Below are 25587 nucleotides of genomic sequence, written 5' to 3'. Positions count from 1 at the left end.
TTATCCTATAAAATCGCTTCACAACGACCTAGTAGAATAATCTCTTTTCAAAATAAAACATCATATTAAGATTCATATAGATTTCAATGTACCTTTTTAGATATTGGAATATATTTCGTGAAATATGCTCCAATTAGCAATAATACGATTGAAAACAACCAAGTAAACATACCGCCAAAGCTAAACCAATATGCAAAGAAATTTAAAATCGCAATTGCAAAGAAACAAATTGAAGGTAACGCACTCTTCAATCCTTTTACCCCTGCTTTTTTCTTTTTTCATAAGTAATATACATTGAAACGACAACAAATAAGATAAGAACAATCGGTAACATTACTTTTAGCAATGGCAATCCCTCTCGTATATACACTATTACCATTTTATCTCATTTATTCTTCTTGAATCAATTAATAGCGTTCTTCTTTCCAAAAGTCAGTATACGTTTTATTATTAAATTTCACATTCAACTTAGAAAAGGATAGGCTCTCTCCAACTTTCAATGAGTACCAGTCGTTGAATAGTGGAGATCCGAAGCAAATATTCATTGTACGGTTATGCAAATCAAATAAGACAGAATGCAAAGTTCCAAACCATTCTTCATAATTATGTACTGTCAGCCCAGTAGGATACTCTTTTTCTACTAATCCTTTTAAAGACTTCATGCTCACTAGTTCATTTTGATTTAAATATTCATACAATGTGTGATATCTGTTTGTAGATTGTTCTAATCTTCTATTATTCAATTTTTGAATAGGTAAACTAATCGCATGGTTTGTTGATACGATAAAATCATGGCTTTCCTCATCAATTGTGGTTATTGATTTAAAACCGTCAAATATTTCAATACGCGCTGCGTCTAAAGGATCTGCTACAATTAGATTAATATTACTTGCAATTGGCATTTCATCAACTAGTGATATCGCCTCCCGCACATTTTTACATTTCTCCAATAATACTCGAATTACCGCAAAACATTGTAAACCATTTAACACCGGCTCTCGTAAGCCTTCAATACTCCCTACTGGTTGACCACATGCTGAAAATGTAACAGCTAACCCATGCTCATTAACACCTTCAGTTCGACCAAAATAAAAAGTAGAAAATCCACTATGGGCATACGCGCCTTCAACATGTGTAGAGCAAAAACGCATATCATCTATTTTTGGTGACAAATCATAATTTCTTAATACATATGTGTGCTTTGAATCTGTCTTTTTAGGTAATACGACACAATGACTACATCCTGCTTTTAATAGTGTTTGATAATAATACATCATATTTCTAGCAGGAATTTTCAACACTTCACAAAAACCTTCAATTTCATCATTAATTCCAGGACAATATTGATGTAATATATTTCTAGATTCTGTCCAATAATTATCTGATACTAAATGTTCTTGTTGTATAAATTGTGGAATGAGATACGGATGACTTTTCACAAACTCTCCTTGTTGCCTTCCAATATCATAATGACTTCCTTTTAATGATGAAAAGTACCCCTTTACTTCATACATCATATTTCCCCCTCGTATTGATTATATCTATATCATACTAAAAGGACTTTATTCATTCTTGATGTTTTTTACTGTCTTTCAAATCAAATTTGGCTGGAATAAAGACAACAATTATAAAATAAAAACTAGGAAACTGTAATCATTAACAGTCTCCTAGTTTACCTATACTATATTATCCCTTCCTCCACCAACGTTTCTGCAATTTGAACCGAGTTCCAAGCGGCCCCTTTTAATAAATTATCGGAAACAATCCAAAGATGGAATCCTTTTGGTGTATCAGGGTCTTTTCTAATTCTCCCGACAAATGTATCTATTTTCCCTTCTGCATATACTGGCATTGGGTACAGCTGTTCACTAGGATTATCTTGCAGTCTAACACCTGGTGCATCCAGCAACACTTCTCTTATTTCTGCAACAGTCGCTTCTTTTTCAAGTTCAATATAAACCGATTCTGAATGCCCTGAAACAACTGGAACACGCACACAAGTAGCTGCCATTTTTAAATTGAGATCTTCTAAAATTTTCTTCGTTTCTTGAATCATTTTTACTTCTTCAAATGTAAAATCATTATCTGTAAATATATCTACTTGAGGCAGTACATTAAACGCAATTGGATAATGCTTTTTATCTTTTTTCACAGGTAATATCGTACCCTTAACCTCTTCACCTGCAAGCATTGACTTAGTCTGTTCTTTTAATTCCTGAATCGCATGAATTCCTGAACCTGATACAGCTTGGTATGTGGAAACAATAATTCGTTCCAATCCGAATGCTTTTCGAATTGGCTGAAGTGCCGTCACCATCTGTAATGCTGAACAATTCGGAACTGCAATGATCCCTTTATGCTTCTTTAAAGTGTGCGCATTTACTTCTGGAACAACGAGCGGTACATCATGTACCATTCGGTATTCACTCGTGTTGTCAATTACGATAGCACCACTAGAGACTGCGTGATTGACAAATTGTCTAGAAACTTCTCCTCCAGCGCTAAAAAAGGCAATATCTACACCTTCAAAGCTAGTTGTTTTTGCCTCTTTTATTATTATCTCCCGTCCTTTAAATCGCACTACTTTACCAGCGGATCGTTTTGACGAAAGCAATGTAACTTCAACTATATTAAATTGAGTTTCTTTCTCTAACAGTTCAATAATTTTCTGTCCGACTGCACCTGTAGCCCCGACTACAGCTACATGATAGCACTTTTTGATCATCTTTTCTCCTCCAATATCACTTAAATGAATATTTCTACAATTTCATTTTATAAAGAATTTAACCATTTGGAAAATTGAAATACGTGATATAATCATTCACAAATCATGATAATAAAAGAGGGATTGCTTATGGAAATGAGACACGTTAAAACATTTTGTGCGATTGTTAAATATGGTGGTTTTTCTAAAGCTGCTCATGCGTTAGGTTATGCGCAATCTACTGTAACAGCGCATATGAAAGCATTAGAAAACGATTTACATCTCCCTCTTTTCGATCGATTAGGGAAAAAAGTACTTCTTACAAAAGCAGGTCATCAATTTCATCCTTATGCTCTAGAATTACTAGCTATTTATGAAAAAGCGCAAGAAATCCCTCAAAATAGTGATGATTTAGAGGGAACATTAACGATTACATCTAACGAATCATTAGCAGTGTACCGATTACCACAATTATTACGTATGTACAAACAGGAGAATCCGAAAGTAAATATCGTACTGGAAACAACTACAAACGAACAAGCAATGAATAAGCTACGTGAAGGAGAATCAGATGTTATTTTCATAATTGGAGAAAGTATGGAACATAATGATTTTATTACGCGTACTTTTTGTAATGAAGCATTTGGATGGATTTTACCTCCACATTACTCTACACACTCTAATCCATTTTGTTTACTAAATGATACTCAATTTATCTTTACAGAACAAAGCTGCGGCTATAGACCAATGGTAGATCGATTTTTACGTCAAAGCGGAAATATTCCAGCTAAAACATTTGAAACTTCCAACGTTGAAGTCATTAAACAATCTGTAATGTGTGAGTTAGGAATTTCAATTCTTCCTTACATCGTTGTACAAGAAAATTGTCAAAAAGAACAACTCTGTTTTCAGCCTATCGAAACTCCAGCAGTTATTCAAAGCTATGTAATCTATCATAAATCTAGATGGATTTCACCCGTTTTACAATCATTTCTTTCCTTACTAGAACAAGACTAAAAGCTGCACACAAAAAAGAGTAACTGCCTAATAAGCACTTACTCTCTTCCAATATTATCTTATTTATTAGTCTGTCCCCCACCTGCAATTAATTTACTGCCTGAATATGTACCTTTTTGCATAAACAATTGATTAATTAACTCTTTTTGTTCCGCTTCTGACATTACACCTTTTCCTTCGCCTAAATTCCCGCTTTGTAATTTCCAAATCTTGTTGTGATCCGCGTCCATCTTTTCATATTTCCCTTGTTTCCATCTCTCTAAAATATCTGTATATGTATTTCCTTGTACTAGATCATTACTCTTTACAATATCAAGTAAACTTTCAATTCGTTCTTGTGTGATAAAAATATAGCCCCACTTTTGATCAGCTTTCGTTTTTTGATGTGCCATTTCATGTAACGCTGTCTGTATGTTCTCATCTGTCCATTTAAAATTTTTATTAAAACCGCTATTTTGTAAAGAATGATTGCCATTTTCTAAAAGCTTTGCATCTTCAGCTTTTACATTACTATCAGCTAGTACCTCTGCTGCCGGAGCAGCTGGTGATGCCTTTTTCGCAGCTGGTTTACTATTATTTAGATAATACAGCATACCATATGTTAAACCTACGCCGATTACCGCCATACCAGCTAAAATACCTATTATTTTAAAAAATGTTTTCATATTGCTTGTTTCCTCCCACATATCCCATTCATATTTTCTATTTCTTGAACCACATGTATATTTCCTTATATTGTATTTCTTTTCTTTATAAATTGAAAGATTATTCCGTCAAAAATCTCGATCTTTTTCAAATGCAGATCCATCTCTAAGCATTTCGTTTTAATTTTATAAAAATATATGCTAGCCTACATATAAAGGAGATGAATAAATATGAGTTTATTGTATATCGGTTTAACTTTTTTAAACTTTGATGATACGTATTTATTACAAAATAAACTTCATTCTTATTCACATGAAGATATTGATTTTAGTCATTCAGAGCACGCAAACCTGTATTGCGAGACTCCTTCTTTAAAGCGTATAAAACGGGAGTTATATCGTAGAAAGCAAAGAGGAATCACCTTTATCGGTTCTGGAAATTATCATTATGTATCTGATTTGCTACTAAAAGAAATAGATGAACCATTTAGCCTTATTTTATTTGATCATCACACTGATATGAACTTAAAAGAAGAAAATGAACATACTCTTATTTCTTGCGGGTCATAGGTATCATTCGCTCTTCAAAATAATCCGAAATTAAAGAAAGTAATTATTATTGGACCTTCTTCTTTAACCATTCATTCTAATGATTATTCATGCGTAGAAGTGTTCCCGATAGATACAGCTAATGAAATATCTGCACATACAATGCTTTCGCATATTCATACAAAGACTGTATATGTAAGCATTGATAAAGATGTTTTAGATGCATAAGTAACTATTACAAATTGGGATCAAGGACATATGAAACTTTCTACACTATTAAAATGTTTACATTCTCTTATTAGGAATAAAAATGTCTATGGTATCGACATTTGTGGTGAACTACCGGTTTATCCTTCTCAGCTCTTTCTAGCTAAAAATGCAAATGCTATTAAGAAAAATGAAAAAGCAAACTTACAAATTTTAAAATCAATATATTGTGCATAAAAACAACGAGTACCTTATTAGGCACTCGTTGTTTTTATGCACGATATTCTTTTAACCACTTCGTAATCGCATCTAACCTCGAAACATCAAAACGTGTCTCTTCACACACATTTAAACTGTTTACACTGTTTACACTTTTCACAATTTCTAATTCATTCGATTTTACACTTTTCGCATCAATCATTTTGCAGTACCCGTCTGTAACAGCATTTAAATTTTCATAATAACGTTGAAACGATTTTGATATATGTAAATGCTTTTCAAAGTTTCTTCTTCTTTTTGTCTCGTCAGATTCTTTCCTTTTTCTAAGTTCTTCATCATTCGTATATAAATAAAAATATTGATTGGGAAAACCAATTTCCCTATGTATTAGCTTTTCTTTATAAAAGTTTTCTATTAAAGATAACGGCTGATTAAATATATCAAAATGGAAACACCAATTATAACTAAGTGGTTGATAAATGTCGCCATCAAGTATTACTAATTCATATTGCTCTGATTTCTGCACTGCTATTTTCCAGCGCTCTACTTGTTTTTCAAAATACCATGTTCTATGTTCGTTTTTTGGTCTTTCAAATAAAACATTCACTTCAGGTATAATGTACGCACCATAATTTTTTTCTAATTCACGACACGTGCTACTCTTACCAACCGCACTTGCTCCCTCAAACGCTATAATCCCCATAGTTTCTCCCACTTTCATTAACTTAAATCTCTTTGCTTCGCATTTTTCCCCCATAACTGTCTCCATAAAACAATGGAAGCGATAGAAAGCATGATTGTTGTAATGATACTCCCCTCAATACCGAACGAGCCCCCATGAAGGACTTCCGATCCTTTTGTTACAGGTTTAAAAAGTGGTGTAGAATACATTGCCATTCCACTTACTGCAAATCCGAATACGTTATATTGTGCCCAATTCCAAATGGAATGCCATGCGCATATCCCCCAAAGACTACTATCTTTCAAAACGTAAAAAGCTGCAAATACACCAACTAATATTATATTCGATATTGAAAGAATTGTAATACCTGGATTTAGTAAATGAAGAAAACCAAATAAAAAAGAAGTCACAACAATCCCAATCCATATACGACTTCTAACAGAAAGGACCGGAAATAACCAACCTCGAACAACAATTTCTTCTGTTGCACCTTGTATTAAAAAAGCAACTAAAGATCCCACAATTCCAATTATAGCGGTTGGCGTAATTTGTTGCATTTGTAGTTGTACAATTCCTGTTAATAAAAGTATCATTACTGGTATTGAAATGAAAACAAACCCTAATAATGCACCTCTCAAATATTTTCTTATCCACTGATTTCTCCAAAACCCAATGGATGAAATTGATCTTTTCTCTACAAATCTAACCCATAAAAAAACAAAAAATACAGCTCCGCCAAACGTCAATATCATCTCAATGTCACTATAAATTGCCTTCATTAAAAGTGTTTCTGCTTTCGGTAAAAACAACATAAATAACATGAACAATTCACCTAAAGTTAAAAATACAATTGCAAGTATAACAGCGAATACTGGATGAATTTTTCTTCTTCCTTCTTTGGCTGCTTCAATTATTTTAAATTGAATAAATTGCAATATTCTCGCCTCCTTAACAAATATATTAATACTATATATTGTTTCTCTAATGCAAACTTTCAATAAAAATGTTCTCCGTTTAGCATAAACCAAAATTAGGAATAATATATAAATAAAAGAGATGTCTTTGTGTCTTTTCCCATTATCTCCATCCTATTGCACACTGGTATTACCAGCACTTGCTATTTCCCACCATTTGTTGTAAGATAGTAATTAAGGTCAATTTAACACCATATTTCCTTTGCATATTATCAAGTATCAATAAGGATTATTTTATACTCCTTATGGGTGTTTGATAATATGTGAACTTTTATTTTTCATTCAAATAAGGCCGATCATATTGTAATCTTTTTAAATTTTAGGAGGCACTACCATGACATTAACAGGTAAAGTAAAATGGTTTAACAGCGAAAAAGGTTTCGGTTTCATCGAAGTTGCAGACGGTAACGACGTATTCGTTCACTTCTCAGCTATCACTGGCGACGGCTTCAAATCTCTTGACGAAGGTCAAGAAGTTAGCTTCGAAGTTGAAGACGGTAACCGTGGACCTCAAGCTAAAAACGTTGTAAAGCTATAATTCAAACAATAAAAAGGTTGTTACCAGCTCGGTTAACAACCTTTTTAATATATAACTAAAATTTTTTACATAAAAGGAGTGGTTATATGTATCGCAATCGAAAGAATGATGTAGCAGAAGTACCACCAGAACAAACCCCTGTCTGGGAATGTGAATCAGAGGATTGTTTAGGATGGATGAGAAAGAACTTTTCATTTGAAGAAGAGCCTAAATGCCCTTTATGTAAAAGTAGCATGAAAAGCGGAGAACGTTTATTACCTAAAATAGGTTAATTTTTACTTACCCCCTCTTTTATAAGAGGGGTTTTTTATTATAAATTTATATCCTCTATATCCGTTCGAATTATAGAATACAATAGTGCATCATGTTGCTTATTTCCTTGATGAATATATCCACGTAATAACCCTTCCTTATGAAAGCCTATTTTAGATAACATTCTACAAGAAGTAACATTTTCAGGGTATGTAATAGCTCCAATTCTAAATAAGCCTAAATCTCGAAATCCATAATGAATAATTTCTTGAGCCGCTTCTGAGGCATAACCATTTCCCCAATAACGAGGATGTAAGTCATATCCAATTTCAGATCGTTTACTCCATAGTTGTAAATTATTTAATCCAATTGTACCGACTAACGTATTTGTTTTTTTTAATACAATCCCCCATCGTATTGCCTTTTTCTCAAAGTAATTTTTTGAAAAAGATTCAATCATACGCGACGCTTGTCCAAACTCCGTAAAGGAATTCATACCGTAATAACATGTTACTTCATCCAATGAAAAAATTTCATATATTTTTTGACAATAAGATTGTTCTATTTCAACTAAACGTAAACGTTCAGTTTCTAATATAGGAAACGCCATAGAATCATTCCTTTCTTTCTACACATTCATTATAGCAGAAAAAATATTTCAAATTAGGAAAGTCCTTAATGTCCCATTAATCAATTATTTCTAGAGAAGCTTATTCTCTTAATTCAATACGAACTAAAAGTAACCCTTCTTGCTTTTACATGATTAGAAAAAATAAAGAGATGATCATAGTATTTTGACCATCTCTTTATACTCTATTTATATGCAACTAATGCCCAATGACATGGAGCTGTTTGTCTCCAGTTTATACTTGAAAAACCAGTTTCTCTAAGTAGTGTATCTAACTCATTAACAAAAGGATACAATCACATCCCCTCCTATTATCCTGTTCTTACCTTTATTTATAAAAATTAATTGTTTTCTTTTCATCTCCATCACTCCACTCGTAATAACATATCTTATAATTTCGTTTCCACACTCACTTTTCCCTTCTAAAATAACACCCTCCTCCATACATTTATGGTAAAATATAGTTAAAATATAGTTTGTTATGGAGGTGTATATTTTCTATGTATATATTCATCAGTTTATCCCTCTTACTCATATTACTCATATTTTTATTTGCAAAAAAGTTCGCTCCAAACTCATTCATGATGACTAGTTTTAAAGGCAATAGCTTTAAAACATTTTCAATTGGCATGTTAATCGCCGCCACTCTTTCACTTTCCTATGGTATCTACCACGCAGCAACATATCAACCTAAACATTTAGATATCACGTTACAAAATCAAAACTTTACTGTTTTCGGTAATGTTGGGGAGCTTGGGTATTTCTCAGAAGAATTACTAAAAAAAGATACAGAAATTGAACTATATTTTGCCTCATGGGAACCAATGCAATTAAATAATCCAGAAATAATAGTTAACTATCCTTCAGGTAAGCAAGAATCATGGAAACCGAACATAACATCACTTCCAGCCAATAAATTAAAAGAGAAACATGGCATAAAAGAGCTTTATCAACTCTCATCCTATTCATTTAAAGAATCCGGGAACATAACATTAACGATTACTGAGAATAATACAACTAATAAAAAAATCTCAATTCAAGTGAAATAAATAAAACGTCCCTCCAATATACTGGAGGGACGTTTTATTTATATATGTATTCTATTTTGACAGTTCCTTTAATGTTGCAATTATTTCATTTGCAGTGTTTTTTCCATTTCCAATACACGCACCAATTCCGACACCGTAATATGAGGCTCCAGCTAAGTATACATTAGGATAAAGATCCGTCATTTTTTCTTGTAATATTTGAACAGCTTGATTATGTTCTAAATGATATTTCGGCATTAAATCTTTCCAATTTGTAACTTCAACTACTTCTGGTTTCCCTTTAATTCCTAGGCTCTTTTCAATATCATATAAAGCGACTTGTACCAATTCTTCTTCACTATAATTTTTAATCGTTTCATATACTGGATTTGTACTCTTATAAAACATTCTTACTAATAGCTTTTGTTTTCCCGATGTATGCTTCCACTTCCGGCTTGTCCATGTACACGCATCACAATGTAAATCACTGTTTTCCGTTACGATAAATCCTGTGCCGTCCGCCGGTAATTGTTCATCAAGTATATCAAATCCTAAGTAAATACTTATAAGAGATGAGTTTTTAAATGTATGAAACTGCTCGTTTAACTCATTAGACTGTAATAAAGTTTGTGCGATATCGTGAGGAGCTGCTAATACAACATAATCAGCTTGGATTGATTCATGATTTGCAAAGGAGATTTCATAGCGATCACCTTGTTTCCTTACAGCAGTCGTTACAGCGCCTTTCTTAACGACTGTCTCAGTCAGCATTTCTTCTAAACGATAAATAATCGTAGATAGTCCACCTTTAAATGATACGAACTTTTTGTTTCCTGCTGATTGAAACTGTTTTTTATTCTCTTCAAAACCTTTAATAATACTTCCATATTTATTTTTATAATCCAGTAAATACGGTAATGTCGATGCCATAGTAAGCTCATTTAATTTACCGGAATATACACCTGAAAGCACCGGAGCAATTTGTTTTTCCACTAACTCTTTCCCTAAAAAGCTTTCTAAAAATACAGCAAGCGAAGTATCTTTTGTAAACTCTTTATTTTTCGTTATGAAATCTTTTAAAGCAACAATTTTCCCTTTCGTTGAAACTAGCGTACTGCTAAACAACGACTCCACACTCATCGGTATCCCAAATATAGTGTCAGATGGAATTGGGTGTAAAGTATTATCAGAATATATGTAAGAAATACCCGTTTCATTATATACCATTTCTTCTTCTAAATTTAAATCTTTTACAAGCGGTAAAACATGTTCATTACGAGCAACGATAGAATCTGCTCCTGATTCCATAATAAAATCCTTTTCTTCTACACTATGGATTTTACCACCTAAGTACTCTTCTTTTTCTACAAGGATTAAATTTAAATCGATATTATTATCCTTTTTTAATTTTTCTAAATAAAACATAGTAGAAAGTCCCGTTATACCTCCACCGATAACAACAACTGTTTTCATATGTGCTGCGCTCCTAACCGATACAATTAATAATTCCTTTATTATTATACCCAAAAGTCCTTATATTCGACTAGCAGCTTGTGCATTCTGTAAGAAATTAGACAATATATTCGAATATATTTCTGGTTGATCGTTGTGCACTAAATGACCAGCAAACGGAATAATAGCAATATGAATATTTCCATTTAATTGTTTGAACATTGTAGCAGCTGTAACTTCATCTTCCGAATCTCCCCCTGCAATACAAAGTGTAGGTACTTGAAGATTAGCTACATCACCAGTTTCATCGAATGGGTACCAATCTTTAACTTGCCACGATTCAAGCAATGCTTTCCAATCACTTTTTTCATGAATTTGATTCATATAAGTTACAACTTCTTCATTTTCCATCAATTGCTGATGGCAATTCGCTTCATACTCCTGAGACTCCTCCCAATTTTCTCCCTTAAGCGGAAAGATACCAGAAAAAGTTAATGTTCTCACTTTATCTGGATATTTTTTTGTGAATAATAAAGCGACTAATCCTCCTAGGGAAACACCAGCTATATGACATCTATCAATTTGTAAATGCACTAACGTATCATGTAAATCCTTTACAGAACGTAGGAAATAATTCTCCAATGTCCCGCCTGATCTTCCATGTCCTCTTAAATCCGGACGAATGACTTGATAATTTTTTTCTCGAAAAAATGCTACCTGCTCATCAAATTCTTCTAAACCTGTCATACCACCAGAATGTAAAAGCACAATTGGTTCCCCTTCGCCTGAAATGTTAGTATGTAAAATCATATATGCCCTCCTTTAAAACGGAATATTCTATTAATTATCAGTATATAGAATATTCATCTGAATTTCCAAATAAAAAAGAACTATAACATTTTCACATCATGTCATAGTTCTTTCTATTTCAAAAACATAAAGTAATTAATCAATTTGTCTATTTCTTGGCTTAATGCCAGTACTTTTTCATGTTGAATTCCATAATCCGATACTAAATATAACAGCTCTTCTTTTTTAATTTCTATTACTTTCTCTAATTTCACTAATTCCATGTCGTTTTATTTCTCTCCAATAATAAAATGTATGTATTTTAGTATAGCCTACTTACATAATTAGTAAAAGTAAAATAAGTATGTAAAATCTTACAAATATCAAAATAATATATTTTCAACAAAGAATTTTTTAATTTAGCCCTTTATACAGATCATTAGACTCCATTACGCATTAATAATAAATCGGAATTTCTCTAATGTTATATCTTTATATTTTGGAGCTCTCTTAATATGATCAAAATAACTATATGAGAATTTAAAGATATGTCCGAAATCCCAATCAAATGTACTATAGTCTTTTAGCCAAAATTCTTTTTCTGTTGGTAATACATGAGCACGTTTAGATTCGACTAAAGGTAAAAAATCTATCGGTGAGTGTAAAGTTATTTTACTATTTGACGTTAATTTTTGACTAGCACGTAACACGTATACTAGTTTCAACAGCGGACGTATACCTCGTTGGAATATATCTCTATGACCTAAGTCATACATAATATTAATTGCATGAGAAAAAGTAAGTAAATGACCAATTAAATCATGATGTGATTCCGCTCTATAAATAATATTAAATTGCGAGAGCTCGTTTAAAATAAACGTAGATAATTGTTTCGGATTTCTTAATTCACTTTCTATCTCATCTTTTATACTTAATTGTTTTACTTCCTTTGTTGTAAAACCAATCCATGATCTACCAGGAATTGTTTTTCGAAACGATATTATAAGGTTAGTAATCCCTTCAATCTCTTGATTATCACCCCATTTTTGTAACTCTTTCATAGCTAATAAACTTAATGCAGCATAAATGACATTATGCCCCACCCAATGAAGTTCATCAATTGTATGTTCCAATGATTTTATAATCATTTTTTCAGCACTTTGAAAATCAATTTCTTCTTTATCATCAATGACTTCACCTAAGTTTTGCTTGTTCAGCATCCTTTTTGTTTGGTAATACATATTATGAGTTATCTCTTCATCCATATTGTTGTCTTTCATAAAGAAATAACTAGCAATTGCAGCTGCTCCAAAATGCGCATGCCAAATATTATTTGTCTGTCTTTTACATTGAGAAATAATTGAAAGGCCACTTTTTAAAACGATTTTATTTTCCATCTATTTTTCCCCCGTAATAAAAATCATTTAATACTCATCCTAAAGATGGCGTCAATACAAATAAAATATGATTGGATTCATCACTTTTATTTAAAAACCGATGCTTCACGTTTGGCGGTATACGTACAACGTCGCCTTCTTCTAAAAAATATTCTTTTCCTTCTAACTCCACATACACTTCCCCTTTCATAACAACAGCAATTTCTTCCTTATCTTCATGTGAATAGTGACTTTCCGTTGTGTTTGCTTGTTTATTTAAATCCATTATTAACATTTCAATACGTGCTTTCATAAAATCCGGTGTTAATACATCATATACAATGTGATCATTGTTCTCCCGATATACTTTTTTTCGATCTTTTTTCTTAGAAATGAGTGAATCTGTATCAATTTCATTAATAAAAAGTGTAAAGAGTGGTACATTTAATGCTTTCGCAATTAATTCCAATACACTTAAAGAGGGATTCGCATATCCTCGTTCAATTTGACTAATTAGTGAAGTACTAATCCCTGCATAATCAGCAAATTCCCGAATTGTCATATTATTTTTCTTACGATAACTTAATACAGTTTGTCCGAGTCTATCATGTATCATAATAAAAACTTCCTTTCGTCCATCATATTGCATGTTTCATTGCCTTTGTGCTGACATAGTAAACAAAAGTAAATAATCCTTTCCTATCATCTCTGGGACTTATATACTTACCTTTGTACATTATATCTTATTTAGTTCATTATAATAAACAGTCTATCGGAGGGACAAACTGTGAAATCACCTATTCTTTCATATTGCATCTTATTTTTCGGCGTATTCGCCCTATCAACTTCAGCAATTTTCGTAAAATTGGCAGATGCTCCTGCGGCTATCATTGCTTTTTACCGATTATTCTTTGCTACACTGATTCTATTACCGTTATTACTATTTAATAAAAATAATCGAAACGAGCTAAAAACAGTAACAAGAGGACAATGGGGATTCGGATTCATATCCGGGCTATTTTTAGCTGCACATTATGTACTATGGTTTGAATCATTACAATACACTTCTGTAGCGAGTTCTACAGTTATCGTAACATTACAACCTTTATTTTCAATGATTGGTGGTTACTTTCTATTTAAAGAGAGATTTACGAAAGGAGCGGTTATTGGTTGCCTCATCGCTATTTCAGGAAGTAGCGTCATCGGATGGCAAGACTTCCAAATCAGCGGAGAAGCATTATACGGAGATATTTTAGCATTTATTGCGGCCGGAATTATTACCGCTTATTTTTTCATTAGCCAACATGTTCGTAAAGATTTATCACTTATACCGTATTCGGTAATTAGTTATGGAAGTAGCGCCTGTTTTCTCGGTATATTTGCCTACATGCAGCAAGAATCTTTCATCCATTACTCTATACAAACTTGGTTGTGCTTTATTGGCTTAGCTTTCATTGCTACGATTTTAGGTCAAACGATATTCAATTGGTTACTAAAATGGATGAGCGCTACTGTTATTTCTATGAGTATTTTAGGAGAAACGATTGGAACTTGTATACTAGCGTATTTTATATTAAATGAGACTATTTCTTTACAACAAGGACTAGGCATTACAGTTATTTTTATTGGCTTAGCATTATTTTTAGTGCAGCCAAAACTGCCTAACAACAACTAACAAATAAAAAGCATGCCAGTATACTGTCATGCTTTTCACTATCCATTATGTATGATTAAACCATCAGGTCTAAAACGACTCATCATAATTTCATTAATGAACTTTCCGTGAGCCTTCAAATTCCCTACTTTTATTCCCTCTTCTACAAATCCAAATTTTTCATATAGCGATTTCGCCTTAGGATTCGTTGCTAAAACACCAAGCTCTACTCGCTCTAACATTAACCAATTATCAGCCAAATCAAGCATTTTTGTAAGAAGTGCTTTCCCAATGCCTTTATTATGATATTCACTATCTACCCCCATAAACAAATCACCTGAATGAGATCTACGTCCTGGGCTTTGGGTTAACCCAACAAATCCAACAACTTCTCCATCATACTCTGCAACAAATTCAAATTGATTTGGCGCTAAATTACGAATTCTATTTTCCATCGCATCTACACGCATACTAGGTAAGAAAACCATATAAGGTAAAACATCATCTTGTATGCATATACGATGAATTGCTCTAGCATCTTGTATTTCTACCGCTCTTAGTTTAATCTCCATATTTTCTCCCCTCCATATTCATAACAATACATATCCATTCTAGACCCCTGGGTGAAACCCCTTCCCTTCTATATTTCTTTATGTTATTTTTACACAATTATTTCGGTATAATATCCAAATTACGACCAGCTTATCTACAATTCATGCGGGTTAACTTTTCACTTTATTATATAACTCAAGCAGATTTTCAATTGGAATACCATTTATTTTCATACCAGTTATATCACAATTTTCTATTTCCATATTTTTGAGATTACTATTACTTATCGTACTACCTTCCAAATCACATCTATTAAATGAAATAGGATGTTTATCTTCTCCAAGGCTTGTATCTTTAAAATGAACTCCACCTAAAGTCACAAAAGAAAATTTACTACCGGAAAGATTTAAATCTGCATATAAAGAACTTTTTAAATTTATATTTCTAAACTTTGATTGACTTACATTACAATTACTCATATTCATATGCATTATATTACTACCAACAAAGGAACTATTTTTTAAATTCACTTGATAATACTCTGTATTTGCTAGATTACAGTTTTCATATTGGCTATTTTTCATATCATTATTTTTAATCAGGTTCTCTTTAGCTGACTCTACAGTTATTCTTTTTACATAACAATACTCATCTTCAGATCTGAAAATTATTTCATAGCCCATTTTTTCATAAAAATGATGATTATTAATTTGTCTACTAGATGTTTCGAGATCCCAAATCCTTATGCTTAGATATTCCTCTTCTATTAATTTAATAACATGTGATCCAATTCCTTTTCCTTGATAAACAGGCTCTACAAAAATACGATCAATTCGGCCATATGACTTACCTGAGATCGTAACTATAATTCCTCCGATTATTTTTCCATCCATTATCACTTTGTAACAATCCAATTCTTCAATCGAATATTTCATCATTTCAACTGAAGAATAACCTGGTGGTTGAATGTTATAGTCAATTACATCACCTTGACCGCATAGCCATCGTTTTGCTTCTTCATCAAATGTTCTTGTCATTATTTCTGTTAACTTTTCAGCATCTAAAATTGTAGCTTTTTCTATACATATTATTGTCATTTTTGTTTTCCCCTTCATTGTTACAAAATAATAAGTTTTATGAACTTTATAGTTATAAAATAAAGAAAATTAAAATTAATCATCTCATTTACTATTAAACTACAAATCAACCTATATTTTCCACTGTAACTCAATATTAATGAATAAAGAAGAGAACATGCAATATAAACATGTTCTCTTCTTTTATTTATTTTTAATTGTATATTATTAAAAATTAGATATTACTTTAGCCACTCGTTGCAACTATTACTTAACTCCTGTAAATCCTCTAGGAATTGACTCGCATGATACCCATCACAAACCGAATGATGGACTTGCAATGAAACTGGTAGTATAACCCTATTTTCTTCATTAAAATATTTCCCACAAGTTATAATTGGTAATAGAAAATCACCATCATTATTAATATTAAGATTAAATCCAGTAAAACTAGCCCAAGGTATACTAGAAATAGGAAAAGTATTTGGCGGAATATTCTCTTTCGTGAAGAGACCATGAACATTAGCATAGCATCTCATATCTTCTTCATAATTTTTATAGAAAATGTGGAAATCACTAGAATAATCCGTCCATATACTTGAAAAAGACTTATCATCTTTATGGACGATTGTATAACTTGGTATCATTTCCTCCCAATAGCCTAAAACTCCTTCATCGTTAAAACATGTTCGAAATTCTTTATGATTATTTACTACTCTAGAAATTAAATATATAAAAACGGGATAAAATTTTATTCCTTTTTGATGTAATTCCTTTAACAACATCGTTATATCAATATTTACAGTTATACTAAACGTACATTTCAATTTTAAATAATGTTCAAAATACTGCTCTCTATTCCAATTTTCTATGTCAATTATATGAAACTTCATTGTAATAGCCTCCTAAAATTTTTTTATTTTAGAAGGCTAACTTTCTTGTTTTCACCATACCTGTTCACTCCTTATATTTTAAATTTATCCTCAAGTTTTTTATTTAATTATATAACATCTGCAAAAATCCATTCACATATTTATTGGAATCCAACCACATACTATTAATAAATCAACTGACGTTTGGAGGATTCAAACATGAATGACAAAAATGTAAATAAAAAAGATAATGCTATCGCAAACAATACACCTATTCAAAATAATAATACTGTAAACCTTAATGTAGAAGAACAAGCAATGAATGGCTTATATGGAATGCCAGAAACTGCTATTGAAGATGCTGATCATGCTGTAACTGATGATTTGACTTCAAAAAATTAATAAACTACTACATAGAAGAAAGCCAAGGAAAATATCCTTGGCTTTCTTAACTATGCATCCACCTTTTGTACTTCTTCACTCTTTCTTGAAAGCTTTCCTGGCCAAAAAGCAAAGCGACCTAGAACAACTGTAATTGCTGGTACAAGTAATGGTCTAACAATAAATGTATCTAATAATACACCAATTGCAGTTACAATACCAAATTGAACAAGAACTTGAATTGGAAGTGTACCTAATACCGCAAAAGTTCCTGCTAAAATTAAACCCGCGGATGTAATGACACTACCTGTTTGTATAACGCCATTTTTTACTGCATCCAAATGATTTTGTGTCTTTCTGTTTTTCCATATTTCTGAAACCATAAAGATATTATAATCTTCACCTAAAGCAACTAGAAATACGAATGCATACAACGGTATCGCACCTTGAATGGCCGGCGCTCCCATACCATAATGAAGTAATAGCCACCCTGCTCCTAGTGCCGAGAAGAACGATAATACAACAGTTACAATTAAATAAATCATCGCAACAATTGATCGTAAGTAAACAAGTAATAATAAAGCTATAATACTAATCATTACTGGAATGATAACTGCTTCATCACGTTCCGTAATTTGCTTTGTATCATATAATGACGCTGTTTCTCCGCCAATCAATAGTTGATTTTCTGCATTACTAACCCCAGCATCTTTTAATACTTTTTCTACACTGTTTTTTAATTTAGGGATTTGATCTAACGCTTCAATTGAGTATGGATTTTCAGCTAAAGAAACCTCATACATTTGTATTTGCTTATTTTCTGTGCCCACTTTTGGATCTTTCACAGTTTGTACGAAAGAAAACTTCTCTAGTTCTTCTTTAATAGGAAGCTCTTTTCCTTTCGTATCAACAACAACTTTTACTGGCGCTAATTCACCAGCTGAGAAATGATCACTAATTAACGTAAACCCTTCGCGGGAAGGCATATCTTTTGGAAACGATTCTAATAAGTCATATGTGTATTGAATACGTGGTACAAATGAAGCCAATCCACCTAATACAAATACAGTGAGCATAATTATTGTCCACGGTCTTCGTACTACAACATCTCCAAGCTTTTTACTAAAGGCACCTTTTGATTTTTTAACTTTTACGACTTTCTTTTTCTTTCTTGCAAACTCCTCATTCATAGAAGTTGTTCTCGGTATAAATGGGAAGAATGCAGCTCTACCGAAAATTAATAATAATGCTGGTAAAATTGTTAAAGCAGCAATTCCCATTATGAATACAGCAACACTAAATGGTACTGCAAATCGATGAAAGGCACCATAATGAGCAAGTAATAATGTTCCTAATCCAAGTACAACAGTAAGCGCACTCATTATAATTGCTCCACCAGAAGCTTTAATTGCAAGTTGCAGCGCCTTATATTTACTTTCTTCTTCTAGCAAGTACTCTCGATATCTTGAAATTAAAAATAAACAATAGTCCGTTCCAGCACCAAACAATAATACTGTCATGATTGATATTGCCTGAGCATCTACTTTAATCCATCCGTGATTAGCTAAAAAACCAAGTGTAGGACTAATAATACCGTATGCAAAGCCGACAACAAGTAAGGGTAAAATTGCTAAAATCGGTGAACGGTACAGTAAAATTAATAAAACTAATACGAGTAATACAGTAGCAATTAATAATTTCACATCTGCTTGACTAAATAAGCTAACTGCATCCGTTTGAATACCTACAGGTCCAGATAATCGAACGTGTAAACCAGCGTCACTTAGTTTTCGTTTGAATGGATCTTCATCGATCTTACTATTCACTATGTTTTTTAAATCATCAAGATTTCCTTTTAATATATCTGTTCCAGCTGCCTTGTTAAAGAATACTGGTGTAACAAATGATGTACCATCTTTTGATGCACTTTTTGATAATACTTGTTCTGGTAATGTATCAAATGGCGGTAACGTTGATTGCTCCTTTAAAGGACTAGCTTTTAACTCTTTATAAACGTCTTGTATGAGTTTATAATCCTGTGACTGTAATCCACCATCCTTATACCATACTACTAATAAAGGATTCCCTGCATTATTCGGAAACTCTTTTTTCATAAGTGCTTCCGCTTGCTGCGACATAGCTGTTTCAGGTAAATTTTTTGGATTCGGTTCTTTCGTACTGTTTACTTGTGGCAATGTAAATGAAAGTAATAATGTAATAAGAATCCAAATCGATAAAGTTATCCACTGTGTATGCTTCCCTGCTACAAGCCTCCCTAACATATGTAACGGGTGCTTTTTCATAAAAACCCACCTTCCTTTTTTCCTCTAACATTAATTATATATACTGGTCGGTTAATTAATCAAGAATGAATAAAACTTTGTGTTATAATTATCTCAACAATACATGTCAGGAGCGAATGGATTTGGAACAAAAACAACGTCCTCTCGGAAGGCCTCGTCAAAATAAAAATACAAAATCTACAAAAGAAACCATTTTGGAAGTTGCAACTCGACTATTTCTTACTCAAAATTATCAAGTCGTTTCCATGGATGAAGTTGCAAAAGTTTGTGGTGTTACGAAAGCAACCGTCTACTATTACTATTCAACAAAAGCAGATTTATTTACCGCTACTATGATTCAAATGATGGTACGTATACGCGAAAATATGTCTCAAATCCTTTCTACAAATAAGACTTTAAAAGAAAGATTATTGGACTTCGCTAAAGTCTACTTACACGCAACGATGGATATTGATATGAAGAATTTTATGAAAGATGCAAAACTATCATTATCTGAAGAACAATTGAAACAATTAAAAAATGCTGAAGACAACATGTATGAAGTATTAGAAAAAGCACTTGATGATGCAATGCAAATTGGAGAAATCCCAAGAGGAAACGCTACATTTGCGGCTCATGCATTCGTATCTTTATTATCAATTGGGAATTTTAAAGATGAAAATCACAATCCTATTCTTACAAATATAGATGAATTAGCCCAAGAAATCGTTTCTTTTTATTGGAACGGGTTAGGCCGTTAATCTTAAATAGATTTCATTTAATAAAAGAGCATGTTTGAATTTTTTTCAAACAAGCTCTTTTATTATTTATTTACTATTAATTAGATTATACTTCAGCACAGTTTAACAAAAAATTCCTCTTCAACTTTTACAAATTTTGAATTTGAATCTTTATATTCTCCTTACTTAATCCCCCATGATAACAAACTACCGATTCAATATCTAGATTTGAATACCTCTTCAAAGACTGCTGTGCTTCCTTAACATTTAAAGTTGTTGGGGCGTGAATTCCTTCTAACTTTCCATTCACACTATACATCGAGTCTCCTGTAATAAGGGTTTTACTTTGTTTCAAATATAAACTAATATGACCTGGAGTGTGTCCTGGGGTATGTAGAATTAGTATCCCACCGCAATACGGAATTTCTTGCCCATTTATCACAGTATCACTCACTTTTCCTTTTGGTAGATTCTTTACTTGTCCATCCTTCAGTAAAGGAAACTCCCCTTCAATATAAGGTTTATCTAGCTCGTGCGCATAAACCTTAATATCACTTACACCATTCTCCAATAAATCAGGAAGGCTACCTATATGATCTATATCCTGATGTGTCAAAATCACAACTTTTAGCTTATCAAAAGATACCCCAACTTTCTCCATCTCTATTTGTATATCTTCAAATTGTCCAGGGAAACCAGTATCTATTAACACTGCCATTTCATCATCCCATAAAAGAATTGGGTGAATAATAAATTCTTGAAACTCAAGTTGTAACATTTCTACCCCTTTAGCAATCTCCATATAGTCCGTCTCCTTTATGATGAAGTTTGAAAATATGCACAACTACACCGAAAATATAAAGCCACACTATCTTTTAATAGTTTTTGTCATCCCAATAGAGAATGCCTCAAACCCTATAGATTCATAATAAGATTGCAATTTTTCTACACACATAAGTTGGGGAATAACCTTGTTTTGTTCACAGTGCTGGATTAATCTTTCTACTATTTCTTTTCCAATACCAATGGACTGATACTCTGGCAATACACAAACACCACAAATAACGCCTGTTATTACGCCATCTGATATAATACGCCCCATCCCTACTAACTTCTTACCATCAAAAGCATAAATTGCATACCAACTTTGTTTACACATTTGTTCTAACTCGTTAACCGTTAATTGAAGAGAATTCCATCCTAAAGATTCATATACAGTTAATAATCCATTGAAATTTGTTGGGTGTTTAAATGTGTAATTTATACTATTATTCATGTAAATACTCCTTATTTTCTCGTTTGTTTTTATTTCATAAAATTATCTTTACTTTGAAATTAATTTATACAAACTTCCATAAGAATAATATTATTCCTTCTCAACTTAAAATAAAAAGAAGTTAACCTCTCCTCAGTTAACTCCTTTTATATAAATCCATCATTATATTATTAACCAAAAATCATACAGCTACAGACGATCAGGACAAACAAAACTAATAAACTGTTTGAGAAATAACCCATAGAATACTACCCCTTTATTTCATTATGTTAAAGATTTTACCATAAAATTATTTACAACATAATAACTGAAAAAGACATTGTATTCATTAGTTAAATATACTAGGTAATATTTAACTTTAATCATACCCTACTTTATAGCACTTCTCCTACTACGATAGTTCACATAACTTCAAAATAATAAGTGCTATATAAAAGATCACAATTTATCTAAGGCTTGTTTACTTATTTTTCAACTATGCTAATTGTTAACTTACGATTTCCTCAAATAAATGTGACATCTTCACAAGAAGAGCATTCACTACTATTTCTCTAACCATTTACAACTCTCCCTGTAATTTATTTAAGCTCTATCCTCATTTATATTAATATCTTTCTTATTCGAAAAAAGATCTTTAAAAATTCCTACCCCTACAATTAATATAGCTATTCCAAGTAATTTATTTATTTGTAAGGGAACCCTTTCTATTCCAAATAATCCAAATGTATCAATGCAGAGAGCAACAACTAATTGAGTAATAAGGCTAATTAGCAGCGTATAAGCTGGACCTAAACTCTTTATTGCACCCATTATACAAATTATTAACCCGATGCCAAACAATCCACTTACATAAAACAAATAATTTGTAGTATACACTTTAATGCTAATACTGTTTTCTGTAATGATATAAAATAGAATAGAACTTATGAAACCTATTCCAAGAACACATGCAGTTGTTAACCACTGCCCTACATTTTCATTCACTTTCGTATTAAAAATAGATTGTAAGCTAATTAATACTCCAGCTAATATAGCTAAACTAAATCCAATCATACTCCCTCTCCCCTTTTCATTGCTCATATATATTATTTTTAGCAACTTCCTTCATTCTAAAAAAATCTTTAATTACAATAACTCCATTTCTCTTTTCAATTAATTTTTCTTTATAAAATTTTTGTAACAACCGAATTACGTGCCGATAACTTACTCCTATAAAATCCGCAATACTTGATATCGAAGTTGCATCCAAATCTTTTTTATACATATTCCCGTTACTATCAGTAGAAATAGAAAGTAAATAACTAGCTACACGTACTTCTACTGGATAAAGTAAATTAAGTGCTGTAAAACGAGTCGATATTTTTAATGTGTTTGCAATGTTTTCAAGCAAGAAGTTCATAAATATAGGATCATGTAATAACTTATTTCTAATTACAGCATGAGAAATAGAGATGGCTATAACATCTGAACAAGCTTCAACGACATTATGCGCTTTGCTATTTTGTATGAATTCAATATCGCCAACAACCGCCAATGGATTGATAAAACGAAGGATCAGTTTCTTTCCCTCTGGTGTAATCGTATAAACTTTTACTTTACCTTTAACAACAAAATATAAACGAGCCATTGCGTCATCTATATTGCAAATAAGCTCGCCTTTTTCAAAATGATTTACTTGAAAATAAGCTGCATCTATCTCTGAAAAAATTTCAAGCATTTTATTAGTTTTCAAATAATGGATAATTAAATCTGATCTATTCTCCATTTTCATTTCCTCCTTTCATTTACATATTAAATACAACAATACCTATAATCATTACTATTGTTCCCACAATATGATATCTCTCCATCTGTATCTTTTTTATTTGAAATAATCCCTTCATTTCAATTAGAGTTGCTGTTAATAATTGAGCAACCATAAGTGTTCCAGCTGTTAATGTAACTCCCATTTCATGTATCGCTACTGTTTTTGCACAAATAATTAATCCGCCAAGTGCACCAGCTACTAAATATATTTTTTTCACATCCTTTAAATCCGCTATTTTCTCTTCTTTCTTTAACAAAAATATTGTTGTTGCAATAAGGAATCCAATGAAATGCGTAATAATACTCGTTGACCATATACCGATATGTGAACTAAGTTTCGCATTAAATGTACCTTGAAGTGTAATAAATACGCCAGCTAAAATAGCAAATACAACGCCCTTCAAAAAATCATCTCCTAATCTTCTATTTCTGACTTAATTAAAAGTTATAATCCTATAAAGGCAAAAGGACAAATGACACATCAGTATGAAAATAGCTACAAATGAACAATAAAAAACACAACTCAAAATATTTGAGATGTGTTTTTTATTGTTTTATCGTTATATAATATTTTAATATTTATAACTACGCTATATTAACAGTTTTATTCTTCATAACAAACTTTCCAAATAAGAAACGCACAAGTGGCCCCATAATAATTAATTGTAATGGATACGCCAAAATGAAATTTTTAATGAAAATTGAAAAATACATCGATACAAATGAGTCTCCTTGTAGTCCACCATGTAAATACATCATAGCCATTCCGTAAAAAGACATAAAGAAAACCATTCCAATTACCATAGCTGTCGCCATCGCAACTATCATATTTATTTTCTTCGATTTATCAAACGGTAACATGAATACAAGTTTTTTCGCACAAGGTCCAACGATACATATTTCAATTAATAATGCAATAATGAATCCAATTAGTAGTTCTAATGTGATCTCCTTAATATGAATTGGCCCTCCTGCTCCATTCAGTAATAAATTATAAAACGTCATTACAATAACCATCCCAAGGCACATCATCATACCAAATTGGAGGTTTTCCTTTCTTGTTGTTGGCAATTTCTATCATCCTTTCTGTTTAAGTCTTTGTCATTATATCGATTATGGAAACCTCTTCGTAAGTGAACATTTTGTGAACAAATTTAAAGCGTTATCATATATTCACTATACTTTCTGATCAAATTCTTACTAAGACTTATAAAGGTTTTATATATTTCAATGTTGAATTACTAAATTTAACATTGAATTACATTACTACTAGGAGGATAACCATGTATAAACAAGAGTTTTACACATATCACATCGTAACAAGGAAAAAAATGAGCATCGGACAAATCATTCATTTCGATAAAAATCAAACGAATACCCTATTTCATTTCTTTTTTGAAAAGGAACATTTCAATTCTAACGGTGAAGATTCTATACAAATTTTAAAAGAACATTATACAAATGAAGAATTACATATAAAAAATGAAAATGCTAAAGTAGTTATGAGTTATATCGATCAAACAATTAGAGCGGTTAGAGAAACGATTGTAGAAATGGTTAGACTACAAGAATTTCCTGAATACCCTTCAAGATTATCTTGTTTATATGCTGCAAAGAGCTATGATGATGCTTTAAAATGGAAAGCATTATTTGATTCTTACAATCGAGAAGTTTTGCAGATTGTTAAACTACGAGTAATTGGACATTGTTTTGAAGGTGACGGAAATCTTTTACCGAAAGAAGACGGTATTCCTTTCTCTCAAAAAATTGAGCAAGCTAGAGGATATTGGAAGGGAAATGTAAATAATGAACTTCCGGAGTTACTGATTAATGGAAAAATCGAAGTGGTGGAAATTATTGATGATTTTTCTGCAATTCATATTTAATTC

29 protein-coding genes and 2 pseudogenes are annotated in these 25587 nt (G+C 31.9%); 9 read left to right on the top strand and 22 right to left on the bottom strand.

Annotated elements, in window-relative coordinates; genetic code table 11:
• Positions 1 to 83 precede the first annotated feature (83 nt).
• The 3 genes and pseudogenes from ILS93_RS19985 to ILS93_RS19975 all read right to left on the bottom strand — a co-directional run bounded on the left by ILS93_RS19985 (position 84) and on the right by ILS93_RS19975 (position 2725).
• Positions 84 to 346, bottom strand: a pseudogene (locus ILS93_RS19985) (hypothetical protein).
• 61 nt (positions 347 to 407) lie between these two features.
• A complete protein-coding gene (locus ILS93_RS19980; protein WP_088046633.1) occupies positions 408 to 1514 on the bottom strand; it encodes a C45 family autoproteolytic acyltransferase/hydrolase in 1107 nt (368 codons plus the stop codon).
• 167 nt (positions 1515 to 1681) lie between these two features.
• Entirely contained in the window at positions 1682 to 2725 is a 1044-nt protein-coding gene (locus ILS93_RS19975; RefSeq protein WP_222661153.1) for an aspartate-semialdehyde dehydrogenase, read from the bottom strand.
• Between the two features lie 105 nt (positions 2726 to 2830).
• On the opposite strand from ILS93_RS19975, the gene ILS93_RS19970 reads away from it, so the two are divergent.
• Complete coding sequence (locus ILS93_RS19970; protein WP_098102520.1) at positions 2831 to 3721, top strand: LysR family transcriptional regulator; 891 nt, start codon at positions 2831 to 2833, stop codon at positions 3719 to 3721.
• Between the two features lie 59 nt (positions 3722 to 3780).
• Here the strand turns inward: ILS93_RS19970 and ILS93_RS19965 are convergent, their stop codons facing one another.
• A complete protein-coding gene (locus tag ILS93_RS19965) occupies positions 3781 to 4386 on the bottom strand; it encodes a PRK06770 family protein (protein WP_064474119.1) in 606 nt (201 codons plus the stop codon).
• Positions 4387 to 4596: 210 nt separating this feature from the next.
• On the opposite strand from ILS93_RS19965, the pseudogene ILS93_RS19960 reads away from it, so the two are divergent.
• Positions 4597 to 5358, top strand: a pseudogene (locus ILS93_RS19960) (arginase family protein).
• A gap of 34 nt (positions 5359 to 5392) precedes the next feature.
• On the opposite strand, the gene ILS93_RS19955 reads toward ILS93_RS19960, so the two are convergent.
• Entirely contained in the window at positions 5393 to 6043 is a 651-nt protein-coding gene (locus ILS93_RS19955; protein WP_064474163.1) for an AAA family ATPase, read from the bottom strand.
• 17 nt (positions 6044 to 6060) lie between these two features.
• On the bottom strand, positions 6061 to 6957 hold the full coding sequence (locus tag ILS93_RS19950) for a CPBP family intramembrane glutamic endopeptidase (protein ID WP_064474118.1): 897 nt from the start codon (positions 6955 to 6957) through the stop codon (positions 6061 to 6063).
• Positions 6958 to 7330: 373 nt separating this feature from the next.
• Between ILS93_RS19950 and cspD the strand changes: the two genes are divergently transcribed.
• Both cspD and ILS93_RS19940 read left to right on the top strand, forming a co-directional pair.
• Positions 7331 to 7534, top strand: a complete 204-nt coding sequence (cspD, locus tag ILS93_RS19945) for a cold-shock protein CspD (protein WP_000176365.1) — start codon at positions 7331 to 7333, stop codon at positions 7532 to 7534.
• 86 nt (positions 7535 to 7620) lie between these two features.
• Positions 7621 to 7806, top strand: coding sequence for a cold-shock protein (locus tag ILS93_RS19940; protein WP_000286202.1), 186 nt, complete (start codon positions 7621 to 7623; stop codon positions 7804 to 7806).
• 38 nt (positions 7807 to 7844) lie between these two features.
• Here ILS93_RS19940 and ILS93_RS19935 read toward each other — a convergent pair whose 3' ends face one another.
• Positions 7845 to 8396 carry a GNAT family N-acetyltransferase gene (locus tag ILS93_RS19935; RefSeq protein ID WP_064474117.1) on the bottom strand — a complete coding sequence of 184 codons (552 nt, stop codon included), beginning with the start codon at positions 8394 to 8396 and terminating at the stop codon, positions 7845 to 7847.
• Positions 8397 to 8914: 518 nt separating this feature from the next.
• Between ILS93_RS19935 and ILS93_RS19930 the strand changes: the two genes are divergently transcribed.
• Positions 8915 to 9463: a hypothetical protein gene (locus ILS93_RS19930; protein ID WP_064474116.1), complete on the top strand. Its 549-nt coding sequence runs from the start codon at positions 8915 to 8917 to the stop codon at positions 9461 to 9463.
• Between the two features lie 51 nt (positions 9464 to 9514).
• Here ILS93_RS19930 and ILS93_RS19925 read toward each other — a convergent pair whose 3' ends face one another.
• The 5 genes from ILS93_RS19925 to ILS93_RS19905 all read right to left on the bottom strand — a co-directional run bounded on the left by ILS93_RS19925 (position 9515) and on the right by ILS93_RS19905 (position 13708).
• Positions 9515 to 10915: a protoporphyrinogen oxidase gene (locus ILS93_RS19925; RefSeq protein WP_064474115.1), complete on the bottom strand. Its 1401-nt coding sequence runs from the start codon at positions 10913 to 10915 to the stop codon at positions 9515 to 9517.
• Positions 10916 to 10975: 60 nt separating this feature from the next.
• Positions 10976 to 11704 (bottom strand): alpha/beta fold hydrolase, encoded by a 729-nt coding sequence (locus tag ILS93_RS19920; RefSeq protein ID WP_064474114.1) that lies wholly within the window; start codon positions 11702 to 11704, stop codon positions 10976 to 10978.
• 113 nt (positions 11705 to 11817) lie between these two features.
• On the bottom strand, positions 11818 to 11967 hold the full coding sequence (locus tag ILS93_RS19915) for an aspartyl-phosphate phosphatase Spo0E family protein (RefSeq protein ID WP_000424361.1): 150 nt from the start codon (positions 11965 to 11967) through the stop codon (positions 11818 to 11820).
• 165 nt (positions 11968 to 12132) lie between these two features.
• A complete protein-coding gene (locus ILS93_RS19910; RefSeq protein ID WP_064474113.1) occupies positions 12133 to 13080 on the bottom strand; it encodes a hypothetical protein in 948 nt (315 codons plus the stop codon).
• A gap of 34 nt (positions 13081 to 13114) precedes the next feature.
• Complete coding sequence (locus ILS93_RS19905; RefSeq protein WP_306461236.1) at positions 13115 to 13708, bottom strand: helix-turn-helix domain-containing protein; 594 nt, start codon at positions 13706 to 13708, stop codon at positions 13115 to 13117.
• A gap of 138 nt (positions 13709 to 13846) precedes the next feature.
• On the opposite strand from ILS93_RS19905, the gene ILS93_RS19900 reads away from it, so the two are divergent.
• Positions 13847 to 14734 (top strand): DMT family transporter, encoded by an 888-nt coding sequence (locus tag ILS93_RS19900; RefSeq protein ID WP_064474112.1) that lies wholly within the window; start codon positions 13847 to 13849, stop codon positions 14732 to 14734.
• A 38-nt stretch (positions 14735 to 14772) separates the two neighbouring features.
• On the opposite strand, the gene ILS93_RS19895 is transcribed toward ILS93_RS19900, so the two are convergent.
• From ILS93_RS19895 to catA, 3 genes are all read right to left on the bottom strand, one after another.
• Positions 14773 to 15285, bottom strand: a complete 513-nt coding sequence (locus ILS93_RS19895; RefSeq protein ID WP_048529052.1) for a GNAT family N-acetyltransferase — start codon at positions 15283 to 15285, stop codon at positions 14773 to 14775.
• Positions 15286 to 15435: 150 nt separating this feature from the next.
• Positions 15436 to 16362 carry a GNAT family N-acetyltransferase gene (locus ILS93_RS19890; protein ID WP_064474111.1) on the bottom strand — a complete coding sequence of 309 codons (927 nt, stop codon included), beginning with the start codon at positions 16360 to 16362 and terminating at the stop codon, positions 15436 to 15438.
• Positions 16363 to 16583: 221 nt separating this feature from the next.
• Entirely contained in the window at positions 16584 to 17234 is a 651-nt protein-coding gene (gene catA / locus ILS93_RS19885; protein WP_098102811.1) for a type A chloramphenicol O-acetyltransferase, read from the bottom strand.
• A 198-nt stretch (positions 17235 to 17432) separates the two neighbouring features.
• Between catA and ILS93_RS19880 the strand changes: the two genes are divergently transcribed.
• Complete coding sequence (locus tag ILS93_RS19880) at positions 17433 to 17615, top strand: DUF4021 domain-containing protein (protein ID WP_000998381.1); 183 nt, start codon at positions 17433 to 17435, stop codon at positions 17613 to 17615.
• Positions 17616 to 17665: 50 nt separating this feature from the next.
• Here the strand turns inward: ILS93_RS19880 and ILS93_RS19875 are convergent, their stop codons facing one another.
• The gene (locus ILS93_RS19875) at positions 17666 to 19897 is read right to left on the bottom strand and encodes an MMPL family transporter (RefSeq protein WP_064474109.1); all 2232 of its coding nucleotides are present in this window, start codon (positions 19895 to 19897) and stop codon (positions 17666 to 17668) included.
• Positions 19898 to 20013: 116 nt separating this feature from the next.
• Here ILS93_RS19875 and ILS93_RS19870 point away from each other — a divergent pair, with 116 nt between their 5' ends.
• Entirely contained in the window at positions 20014 to 20637 is a 624-nt protein-coding gene (locus tag ILS93_RS19870; protein ID WP_081257100.1) for a TetR/AcrR family transcriptional regulator, read from the top strand.
• A gap of 127 nt (positions 20638 to 20764) precedes the next feature.
• Here the strand turns inward: ILS93_RS19870 and ILS93_RS19865 are convergent, their stop codons facing one another.
• The 6 genes from ILS93_RS19865 to ILS93_RS19840 form a co-directional block, all read right to left on the bottom strand.
• Positions 20765 to 21418 (bottom strand): MBL fold metallo-hydrolase, encoded by a 654-nt coding sequence (locus ILS93_RS19865; protein WP_098102812.1) that lies wholly within the window; start codon positions 21416 to 21418, stop codon positions 20765 to 20767.
• 66 nt (positions 21419 to 21484) lie between these two features.
• Positions 21485 to 21892, bottom strand: a complete 408-nt coding sequence (locus ILS93_RS19860; protein WP_222661150.1) for a GNAT family N-acetyltransferase — start codon at positions 21890 to 21892, stop codon at positions 21485 to 21487.
• Between the two features lie 582 nt (positions 21893 to 22474).
• Positions 22475 to 22945: a DMT family transporter gene (locus tag ILS93_RS19855; protein WP_222661148.1), complete on the bottom strand. Its 471-nt coding sequence runs from the start codon at positions 22943 to 22945 to the stop codon at positions 22475 to 22477.
• Positions 22946 to 22961: 16 nt separating this feature from the next.
• Positions 22962 to 23657: a Crp/Fnr family transcriptional regulator gene (locus ILS93_RS19850; RefSeq protein ID WP_142315054.1), complete on the bottom strand. Its 696-nt coding sequence runs from the start codon at positions 23655 to 23657 to the stop codon at positions 22962 to 22964.
• Positions 23658 to 23676: 19 nt separating this feature from the next.
• The gene (locus tag ILS93_RS19845) at positions 23677 to 24102 is read right to left on the bottom strand and encodes a DMT family transporter (protein ID WP_098102815.1); all 426 of its coding nucleotides are present in this window, start codon (positions 24100 to 24102) and stop codon (positions 23677 to 23679) included.
• A gap of 181 nt (positions 24103 to 24283) precedes the next feature.
• Positions 24284 to 24769, bottom strand: a complete 486-nt coding sequence (locus ILS93_RS19840; RefSeq protein WP_098102816.1) for a DUF2798 domain-containing protein — start codon at positions 24767 to 24769, stop codon at positions 24284 to 24286.
• A 212-nt stretch (positions 24770 to 24981) separates the two neighbouring features.
• On the opposite strand from ILS93_RS19840, the gene ILS93_RS19835 reads away from it, so the two are divergent.
• Positions 24982 to 25584, top strand: a complete 603-nt coding sequence (locus tag ILS93_RS19835; RefSeq protein ID WP_098102817.1) for a DUF2441 domain-containing protein — start codon at positions 24982 to 24984, stop codon at positions 25582 to 25584.
• Positions 25585 to 25587: the final 3 nt, after the last annotated feature.

It is taken from the genome of Bacillus sp. 16GRE42 (assembly GCF_019837435.1).
Taxonomy (GTDB): Bacteria; Bacillota; Bacilli; order Bacillales; family Bacillaceae_G; genus Bacillus_A; species Bacillus_A wiedmannii.
The sequence above is the reverse complement of the archived record's forward strand: the minus strand, read 5'-3'. Positions and strand labels throughout refer to the sequence as shown.